Genomic DNA, 5,885 nt, shown 5'->3' with positions numbered 1-5,885 from the left:
GGGGGTGGGCCGGTGTGGGTCGACCTCGACGGAGTCGACGCGGAAACGGCGACCCGGCTGCTGGCTCCGCTGCGCATCCACCCGATCGCGCTCGAAGACCTGCTGACGCATGTCAATCGGCCGAAGGTGGATCCCTACGAACACTATCTCTACCTGGTGGTTCACTCGGCGCGCTGGGAGAGCGATCATCGAGTCGCGCTGCGCGAGATCGACATGCTGATCGGTCGCAACTTCCTCGTCACCTATCGCGAGGGCGCGACGCGCTCGCTCGACGCCGCGCACGCGGTGCTGGCGCGACGCGGCGAGCTGCTGGCGCGCGGACCGGCGCCGCTGCTGCACTTCATCCTCGACGTGCTGGTCGATCACTACCTGCCGATCATCGACCAGGTGTCGGCGGAGCTGGACGCGCTCGAGGAAGGCGTATTCCGGTCCGGCACCCAGCGGCTGCAGGCGCGCATCCTGCGGCTCAAGCGCGGCATGGCCGCGTTGCGGCGCATCGTGGGGCCACAGCGCGACACGATTCTCGCGCTCACGCGCGACGAATTCGTCGCCATCCCCGCCGAGATCCGGCCCTACCTGCGAGACGTCTACGACCGCCTGGCGCGCGTCAGCGACCTGCTCGATTCCTATCGCGACGAGATCACCGGGCTGCTCGACCTCTATGTCTCGCAGGTCTCGCAGCGGCTCAATCAGGTGATGAAGACGCTGACCGTGATCTCGACCGTCGTGCTGCCGCTCACGCTCGTCACCGGCTACTTCGGCATGAACGTCAAGATGGCGGTGTTCGACTGGAAGTACGGCGAGCTGGTGGTGCTCGCAGTGGTCGTGCTCACGGCGACGGGAACGATCGCGTTCCTGCGACGGCGCGACTGGCTGTGAGGCGGGGGATGGCCCGCCGTGCACGGAGCGGCCCCGTGGCGCGGTGATGAAAGAGGGGGGGCCTCGGGAATAGCGATCGGGAGGGAATCCCGCCATGGGCCAGCGGGTCGAACGCCGTGCAGTCCCTCGGCCACGCGACCATCCGCGGATCCGCTCGGCTCACCTCGCTCGTGATTCCCTAGCGGTTGCTTCCGGTAGACCCTCCGCAGCGAGGAGGGTCTCGGCCTCGGTAGAAAACTCCCTGCCAAGGAGATCTTTCTGCCCGACTGCAAAACCAATCTGTGTCGCGGGGGTCCGCGCTGTCAACCCCCCGTGCTCAACGCCCGCCCGGCACCGCGAGCGGCACGAGCGTCGGCCGCGGGCTCTGGCCGTTCAGATAGTGCGCCGGGCCCACCACCATCAGCGAGGCATCGTCGAAGTACAGCCGACCGGGGGTCGGAGCGTTGTACATGAGCCACGCACTCAGCACATAGGTCTCCGGCGGAACGTCCATCTCGAAGGTCGTGAGCGTCCAGTCGGTGTCGCCCGAGAACACCTTCGAGGTCGGCACCGCGATCTCGCCCTCCGGAGTCGAGCCGTAGAGCTTCACGTAAGCCGAGCCGAACAGGCTGTCGGTGCGGATGTAGGCGGAGAGCCGCACGCGCTTGTCCCACAACGCACGCGCATCGAGGATCTGGCACGCGCCGGTGCGGGCCTGGATCGGGCCGACGTCGCCGCCGTGGGCGTGGAGCGCGCCGTGGCCCGCGTGCACGAACGTGGTGTCGAGGCCCAGTACCAGCCCTTCGTAGGGCGGCATCGAGTATTCCCACTCGTCGCCGTCGCCTTCGAAGCCGGGATCGGCGAGCAGGTTCTTCCAGTTCGCGACCGGCCGCAGCGGTGCTGCATCGACGATCGTCAGCGACGCGTCGTCGACGAACACCTGACCGGTTCCAAAGATGCCGGCGCGCACCACCAGCACATCGGTGCCGCGCGGAACGAACACGCGCAGGTCGCGCTTCACCCATTCGGTTTCATTGTCCGAGAAGTACTGGCGCTGCCACGCGGTCAGCAACACCGGCTGCGAGGTCGCCGTGTAGTTGAGACGCACCACGGCCGAGTCGCGCGGCACTTTCCACTCGAGCGCCATCTTCTGAATCGTGTCGCGGAAGCCCTGTACCAGGACGTACGCGCGACCCTGAACGCCCATCGAGCGCGTCCACACTGAGACCACCGCGTCGTGATTCCACATCGCGGGTCGCACCTTCACGACCTGACTCCAATTGTGGAACATCGGGATCGAGTTGCTGACGTTCGCAACGCTGGCCGCGTACTCACCGCCGTGCGCGATCTGTGTGTCGCGCATGTAGAACGAGGTGTGAAGCCCGGAGTCGAACGTGTCCCACGCCGCCGGCATCCACTCGTGACCCGCCAGCCCGCTCTCGAAACCGCCGTTCTCGAGCAGGTTGCCGGTCGGGAGCGGGGTGGTCTTGCGGGGCGTGGCCCCGAGCACCGGGAGCAGCACGAGCAGTAGTGCGAAGGAGCGCCAGCGGGTCAGCGACATTCGAGGTCCTTTCGGGGATCGGGGCGGTGCGCTGCGATCGTCGCGCCGCAATGGGCGCACCGAGGAGCGGCGGAAAAGTATCGGAACCCGCGCGCGATCGAGCAAGCGCTTTCTCGTCACGGCCGCGCGAACGGCGCCCCGGGCGGTCAAGCCCCGGTCAGGAATGCGCATTCTCGCGGTGGTCGGCGTGAGGAGGCCGGGCCGCGGTCGTGGCGTGGTCGTCACCGAGTGGCTAGAGTCGGCCGGCGTCGTTCGGCGTGAAGCGGCTGACTCTCGCGAGAGGTCTCGGTGCACGACTGGTTCTTCACTTCGGATCTCCACGGACAGGGCGCGCTCTACGAACAGCTGGTCGGGCTGGTGGCGGTGCGACAGCCGCGCGCGGTGATCCTCGGCGGGGACCTCGCCCCGCATGCCTCCGGCACCGAGGGAGTCGCGCATCAGCGCGTCTTCCTTCAGGGCACGCTGGTCGAGTTCGCGCGGCGCGTGCGCGAGAGCTCCCCCGCCACCACGCTGATGCTGATGATGGGCAACGACGACTGGGCGACCAACATGGACTGCCTGCTCGCGCACGACGGCGAGTTGTGGCAGTTGTTGCACGAGCGAGTATTCGCGCTCGACGGTTTCTCGATCGCCGGACTTTCGTGGGTGCCGATCACGCCGTTCGCGATCAAGGATTGGGAGCGCTGGGATGACGGCGTCGACGAGCCCGCGCGACGGCTCGATGGCTGGACGAGCCGCGACGGACTCCTGCACCCGCACCGCTTCGACGCCGAGCGCCGTGCGCCCACCATCGCGGACGCACTCGCTCCCTTCGAGCCGTCGGCGACCTCCGGGCGGCTGATTCTCGTCACGCACTCGCCGCCGCACGGTACCGCGTGCGACCGCATCGCGACGCGCGAGCACGTGGGGTCGCGAGCGGTGCGTTCGTTCGTGAGCCGGCATCCGGTGCCGCTGGTGCTGAGCGGGCACATCCACGAGTCCCCGCGCGTCTCGGGTGCGTGGTGGGATCGAATCGACCGAACGGTGGTCGTGAACCCCGGCCAGTTCGGAACTTCGCGACTGTGCGGGGTGTGGTTCGACCCGAACGAACCTGCGAATTCGCTGCGGCACACCGTGCACGAGGGCGGGGTCTAGGCGTCACGGGACGGTCAAAATCGGGCGCCGAGCCTGCCGGCGGCACGTCGTTCGCTGATACACTTCGCGCGCACCCCTTCGGTTCTTCCGGTTCTCGAGGCTCTCATGCGATTCCCGACCTTCTTTGCCGTGCTCTCGCTCGCACTCACGTGCCTGGCGGCTCCGGCCCTTGCGGAGCCCACCCCGCTGGCGTGGCGTCCGTGGGACGCGGGGCTCGAGGAGGCGAGCCGCGGCGGCCGCCACGTGGTGGTGGACGTCTACACCGACTGGTGCGGCTGGTGTAAGCGGATGGAGCGCACGACCTATGGCGACCCCGCGGTGCGCAGCTACCTCGACGAGCATTTCGTGGTGGTCAAGCTCGACGCCGAATCACCGCGCCTCGCGAGTTACCTGGGTCGCAAGCAGTCGCTTCAGTCGATTGCCAGCGAGTTCGGAGTCTCCGGCTATCCGACGACGCTGTTCCTGAACTCCGCCGGGAAGAATCTGGTCAAAGCACCGGGCTATCTGGGGCCCGAGCGCTTCCTGCAGGTGCTGCGCTACGTCGCCGAGGGCCACCTCGAGGGCGGCGTTTCGTTCGAGGACTTTCTCGGCGGCGGCGAATAGCCGATGGCGCTGCTCGCAGGCGAACGCGTGGTGGTGATGGACACCGAGACCACCGGCATGTCGCCGAGCGACGGCCACGGCCTCGTCGAGGTCGCCGCGATCACGCTGGTCGACGGCCTGCCGGGCGAGAAGTGGTCCTCACTGGTGCGTCCCGGGCGGCCGATTCCACCCGACGCGACCGCGGTCCACGGAATCACCGACGCCATGGTCGCCGAGGCCCCGCTGCCCGCCGAGGTGGCGCGACAGCTACGCGAGCGTTGCGGCGACGCCACGGTCGTGCTGCACAACGCCCCATTCGACCTGCCGTTTCTGATCGAGTTGCTCCGTGGTGCGGGAGTGTCACCGCTCATGAATCCGCTGGTCGATACGCTGGGCCTCGCGCGCGGCTTTGCCGGCGAGGGCGGCAACTCGCTGCAGGCCTTGCGGGCCCGCTACAAGCTCCCGGCCGAGGCCGCGCATCGGGCGCTCGGCGACGCGCTCACCACCGCGCGCCTGCTGGTGCTGCTGGCCGATCGATGGGAACGCGAGCGCGGCACCCGCTCGCTGCTCGAGCTGGCGGCCGCGAGCCAGGACGTGATGCGGCAGACCACGCGGCGCGACGGCGCGCAGCGACCGCTCGGCGTGCGCTAGACAGACGCTGCGACCGACCGCACAATCCCTCCCTTGTTCTTGCCATCTTCCGGCGCGCGTCCGCGCCCTTCCGAAGGAATGCTTCGTATGACCGTCGCCGTGACTCCCGAAGTCGGCACCCTGGCCCCCGACTTTCGGCTCAAGGGTCCCGAGGGCACTTACTACTCGCTCGCCGAGTTCCGGGGCAACGCCCCGGTGGTGCTCGCGTTCTACCCGCTCGCCTTCTCTCCAGTGTGCTCGCACCAGTTGCCGACCCTCGAAACTCTGATGCCGACGCTGCGCGCGCGCGGCGTCGAGGTGTTCGGCGTGAGCGTCGACAGCCATCACTCGAACCGCGAGTTCGCGCGCCGGCTCGGCATCTCGTTCCCGCTGCTGGCCGACTTCGATCGCAAGGCCAGCGCCGCCTGGGGCCTGCTGCTCGAGACCGGCTATTCGGGACGCGCGCTGTTCCTCATCGATCGCGAGGGGCGAGTCGCGTGGCGTGAAGTGACGCCGCACCCCGACCACGTGCCGAGCAACGAAGCGCTGCTCGCAGCGGTGAACGCGCTCGGCGTGTGAGCCGCACGCCCGGCAGCGTGCTGGTCGCCGACCGGCCGGGCGACGCCACGAGCGCGCTGGTCGCATTCCTGCGCGACGCGGGGTTCGAGGTCTTCACCTCCCCGGATGACGCCGGCGCGCTCCATACGCTCGACGAGGAGCGCGTCGATTGCCTGGTGTGCGAGCTGCGCGCCCCGCGGCTCGACGGCATGGCGGTGTTGCGCCGCGCCCTCGCCCTCGATGCCGAGGTGTGCGCGGTGATGGTGACCGACGGAGCGCCGCTCGAGCTGGCGATCGAGGCGATGCGGCTCGGCGCCTACGACGTGCAGGTGCGGCCGCTCCATCATGAACGCGTGATCGCGGTGGTGAGTCGCGGGCTCGCGCATCGCCAGCTCGCCGCGCGCGTCGTGGACATGGAGGCGGATCTCGATCGCCGCGTGACGCTCGGCGGGCTCGAGGGTCGCTCGCGCGCGATCACACGCGTCACCGAGCAGATTCGCCATCTCGGGGCATCGCGCGCGCCGGTGCCGGGTTCACCCGTGATCAGCACCGGCAAGGGGCT

Annotated in this window: 7 protein-coding genes; 6 read left to right on the top strand and 1 reads right to left on the bottom strand. The window is 68.9% G+C overall.

What is annotated here, in order from left to right:
* The coding region (gene corA, locus HOP12_12965) for a magnesium/cobalt transporter CorA (protein ID NOT35056.1) at positions 1–879 on the top strand (879 nt) is incomplete at its 5' end.
* A 316-nt stretch (positions 880–1,195) separates the two neighbouring features.
* On the opposite strand, the gene HOP12_12960 is transcribed toward corA, so the two are convergent.
* Entirely contained in the window at positions 1,196–2,419 is a 1,224-nt protein-coding gene (locus HOP12_12960; GenBank protein ID NOT35055.1) for a hypothetical protein, read from the bottom strand.
* Positions 2,420–2,707: 288 nt separating this feature from the next.
* Between HOP12_12960 and HOP12_12955 the strand changes: the two genes are divergently transcribed.
* The 5 genes from HOP12_12955 to HOP12_12935 all read left to right on the top strand — a co-directional run.
* Positions 2,708–3,553 carry a metallophosphoesterase gene (locus tag HOP12_12955; protein NOT35054.1) on the top strand — a complete coding sequence of 282 codons (846 nt, stop codon included), beginning with the start codon at positions 2,708–2,710 and terminating at the stop codon, positions 3,551–3,553.
* A gap of 105 nt (positions 3,554–3,658) precedes the next feature.
* Complete coding sequence (locus tag HOP12_12950; protein ID NOT35053.1) at positions 3,659–4,156, top strand: DUF255 domain-containing protein; 498 nt, start codon at positions 3,659–3,661, stop codon at positions 4,154–4,156.
* Between the two features lie 3 nt (positions 4,157–4,159).
* Positions 4,160–4,786 carry a 3'-5' exonuclease gene (locus HOP12_12945; protein ID NOT35052.1) on the top strand — a complete coding sequence of 209 codons (627 nt, stop codon included), beginning with the start codon at positions 4,160–4,162 and terminating at the stop codon, positions 4,784–4,786.
* A gap of 87 nt (positions 4,787–4,873) precedes the next feature.
* Positions 4,874–5,344: a redoxin domain-containing protein gene (locus tag HOP12_12940; protein ID NOT35051.1), complete on the top strand. Its 471-nt coding sequence runs from the start codon at positions 4,874–4,876 to the stop codon at positions 5,342–5,344.
* Positions 5,341–5,885 (top strand): response regulator (locus HOP12_12935; GenBank protein ID NOT35050.1); only part of this gene is annotated, 545 nt, incomplete at its 3' end. The genes HOP12_12940 and HOP12_12935, both read left to right, overlap by 4 nt.

Source organism: Candidatus Eisenbacteria bacterium (assembly GCA_013140805.1).
GTDB lineage: Bacteria > Eisenbacteria > RBG-16-71-46 > RBG-16-71-46 > RBG-16-71-46 > JABFRW01.
This window is presented reverse-complemented; position numbering and strand designations above follow the sequence as displayed.

Bases quoted from the DNA above. Each gene is read 5' to 3' on its own strand.
- HOP12_12940 (NOT35051.1), top strand. From the start codon at position 4,874: ATGACCGTCGCCGTGACTCCCGAAGTCGGCACCCTGGCCCCCGACTTT.
- HOP12_12960 (NOT35055.1), bottom strand. From the start codon at position 2,419: ATGTCGCTGACCCGCTGGCGCTCCTTCGCACTACTGCTCGTGCTGCTC.
- HOP12_12950 (NOT35053.1), top strand. From the start codon at position 3,659: ATGCGATTCCCGACCTTCTTTGCCGTGCTCTCGCTCGCACTCACGTGC.
- HOP12_12945 (NOT35052.1), top strand. From the start codon at position 4,160: ATGGCGCTGCTCGCAGGCGAACGCGTGGTGGTGATGGACACCGAGACC.